Origin of the sequence: Pseudomonas huaxiensis (genome assembly GCF_003231275.1) — a bacterium.
GTDB classification, from domain to species: Bacteria; Pseudomonadota; Gammaproteobacteria; order Pseudomonadales; family Pseudomonadaceae; genus Aquipseudomonas; species Aquipseudomonas huaxiensis.
In genome coordinates this window covers 1-3,020 of record NZ_QKVL01000100.1, presented here as the reverse complement: position 1 = coordinate 3,020, position 3,020 = coordinate 1, and the positions used below count along the sequence as shown (strand labels likewise).

General features: G+C 63.4%; 2 protein-coding genes. Both read left to right on the top strand.

Features of this window, described 5'->3' with window-relative positions:
- The first annotated feature begins 165 nt into the window (after positions 1–165).
- Complete coding sequence (locus DM374_RS32215; RefSeq protein WP_110973501.1) at positions 166–1,143, top strand: TauD/TfdA family dioxygenase; 978 nt, start codon at positions 166–168, stop codon at positions 1,141–1,143.
- A gap of 197 nt (positions 1,144–1,340) precedes the next feature.
- On the top strand, positions 1,341–3,020 hold a 1,680-nt coding region (locus DM374_RS32210), incomplete at its 3' end, for a condensation domain-containing protein (RefSeq protein ID WP_225422674.1).

The window sequence follows — 3,020 nt, the reverse complement described above, 5'->3', positions numbered from 1 at the left end:
CGCCACATCCAATGGATAAGCCCAAAAATTCAAGCCCAAAGATCACCGCCCCACCATTCCACGAACAACCTTAATTTTCCGCCAAGGCCATACGTTCCATCAGGACACCGGTGTCGCGCCTGACCGCTGGGGCTCGGGCGATTGCACCCTTCAGGGAGAAATTTCATGAGTCATGCGTTGAGTTTGGACATCCGACCTTTGCTGGCCGGGGCGGGCACCTTGCCCATGTTGATCGAGGCGCCCGAACCCGGCCTGGATCTGATGGAAGCGCTTGGCGAGTTAAAACCGCTGGTGGCGCAGCACCTGTACACCGCCGGCGGCATTCTGTTCCGCGGTTTCGACGTGGGCGGTGCCGAGCGCTTTCGCGAGTTCGCTGCGGGCTTCGGTGATCCGCTGCTCAGCTACGAATTCGGCTCTACCCCGCGCAGCAACGTGACCAAGGGCGTCTACACCTCCACCGAATACCCGGCGCACCAGAGCATTCCGCTGCACAACGAGCAGGCCTACACGCTCGACTGGCCGATGCGCATCTGGTTCTACAGCATGATCGCCGCAGAGACCGGTGGCGAGACGCCGATTGCCGACAGCCGTGAGGTCTACCGCAAGGTTCCGGCGCGGATCCGCGATCGCTTCATCGAGAAAAAGCTGATGTACGTGCGCAACTACGGCAACGGCCTCGACGTGGAGTGGAGCCAGGTGTTCAACACCGAGGACGAAAGCGTGGTCGAGGCCTATTGCCGCGCGCATTCGATCCAGTGCGAGTGGAAGGACGACGGCGAACTGCGCACCCGGCAGATCTGCCAGTCGGTGGCGCGCCACCCGATCACCCAGGACATGGTCTGGTTCAACCAGGCGCACCTGTTCCACATCTCCAACCTGCAGGCCGAAGTGCGGGAAAGCCTGCTGGATGTGGTGGATGAGGAAGACCTGCCGCGTAACGTCTATTACGGCGACGGCTCGCCGATCGAAGTCGATCTGCTCGACGAAGTGCGCGGCGTGCTGGACGAATGCACCATCAAGTTCCCGTGGTTGGAGAACGACGTGATGATGCTCGATAACATGCTTGCGGCCCATGCGCGCTCGCCGTTTACCGGCAAGCGCAAGGTGGTGGTGGCAATGGCGCAGGGGTATTCCGAGCGCTGATTTACGGTTTTTAGGATGTGTGGGCGCTTCGCGAGCAAGCTCGCTCCTACGGAGTTTTGGTCCCGGTAGGAGCGAGCTTGCTCGCGAAGGGCCCCCTTGGTCCCCACACCTTCATTCCTTGCTAAATATTTCCATTCCTATTCGTTCTTGTTGATACGACCCACCCATGGTCACGCCGATCAGCAAGGACACACCCCATGAATGCCGAACACGCCCAGAAACTCGCCCGTCGCTTCGTCGAGCTGCCTGCCGAAAAGCGCAGCCTGTTCCTCGAGGCGCTGCGCCGGGAAGAGGTCGACTTTGCCCTGTTTCCCATCCCTTCCAGTGAAGGCGTGGCCGGACGCGACGGCTTGTCTTATGCCCAGCAGCGCATGTGGTTTCTCTGGCAGCTCGACCCCCTGTCCGCCGGCTTCAACCTGCCGATTTCCGTCTGCCTCGACGGCGCCCTCGATATCCCCGCGCTCGAGCGCGCCTTCGGTCTGCTGGTAGAGCGCCACGAAAGCCTGCGTACCACCTTCTTCCAGGATGACGAACAGGCCACGCAGCGTGTCGCCGCTGCGACGCCGGTGCGTATCGCGGTTCGCGATGTCGCGGACGCGGCCCAGGCCCGTGAGGCAATGGCCGAGGAGGCGAATCGGCCCTTCGATCTGGAACAGGGCCCGCTGTTCCGCGTGCAGTTGCTCCGGCTCGCCGCCGACCGCTTTATCCTGCTGTTGACCCTGCACCACATCATTACCGACGGCTGGTCGATGGGCGTGCTGCTGGACGAGTGCATGGGCTACTACGATGCGCTGGCGCAAGGTGTTACCCCGCAGATCCAGCCGCTCGCCGTGCAGTACCGCGATTACGCCCTGTGGCAGCGGGCCTGGCTGGAGGCCGGCGAGCAGGCGCGGCAACTGGAGTACTGGCGCAGCCACCTGGGCGATGAGCACCCGGTGCTGGAACTGCCCACCGACCGTCCTCATCCCGCCGTGCCGAGCCAGAAGGGTCGGCACCTGGATATCGCCCTCGACGACGACCTGCTGAAAAACCTGCAAGCCCTGGCCCAGCGCCAGGGCGTGACCCTGTTCGTGGTGTTGCTGGCGTCGTTCAAGGTGCTGCTGCACCGCTACAGCGGCCAGACCGATATTCGCGTCGGCGGCCTGATCGCCAACCGTACCCGCAGCGAAACCGAGGGCCTGATTGGCTTCTTCGTCAACACCCAGGTGCTGCGTAGCGAAGTGCGCAGCGACAGCCGTTTCGCCGGTCTTCTGCAGACCGTGCGCCAAGCCGCGCTGGGCGCCCAGGCCCATCAGGAGTTGCCGTTCGATGCGCTGGCCGACGGCCTGCAAGTGGCTCGTGGTCAGAGTCGCAACCCGCTGTTCCAGGCCATGTACAACCATCGTCCACAGACCAATGACATCGGCGGCAATCAGCTGGCCTGCGGCCTGCGGGTCGAAGGGCTGGACGCGGAGCAATTGGCGCAAGACAACCGCGACCATGCCATCGCCTGTGACCTGATGCTGGAAACCACCGGTGAAGGCGAGCACCTGACGGCGTCGTTCACGTACGCCACCGACCTGTTCGAGCGCCCGACCATCGAACGCATGGCCGGCCACTGGCGCAATCTGCTGCGTGCCCTGTGTGCCGACGCCAATGCCCGGGTGGGTGAGTTGCCGATGCTGGACGCCGAAGAGCGCGCCTTCCTGATAGAGGGCTGCAACCAGAGCGCCCGTGACTATCCGCTGGAACGCAGTTATGTGGCGCTGTTTGAAGAGCGAGTGGCCGCGCATCCAGAGCGTATTGCCGTCTCGTGCCTTGAGCGCCAGGACACCTACGCCGAACTCAACGCCGCCGCCAACCGCCTTGGCCATGCGCTGATCGCGGCGGGCGCTGGT

Bases quoted from the DNA above. Each gene is read 5' to 3' on its own strand.
- DM374_RS32215 (WP_110973501.1), top strand. From the start codon at position 166: ATGAGTCATGCGTTGAGTTTGGACATCCGACCTTTGCTGGCCGGGGCG.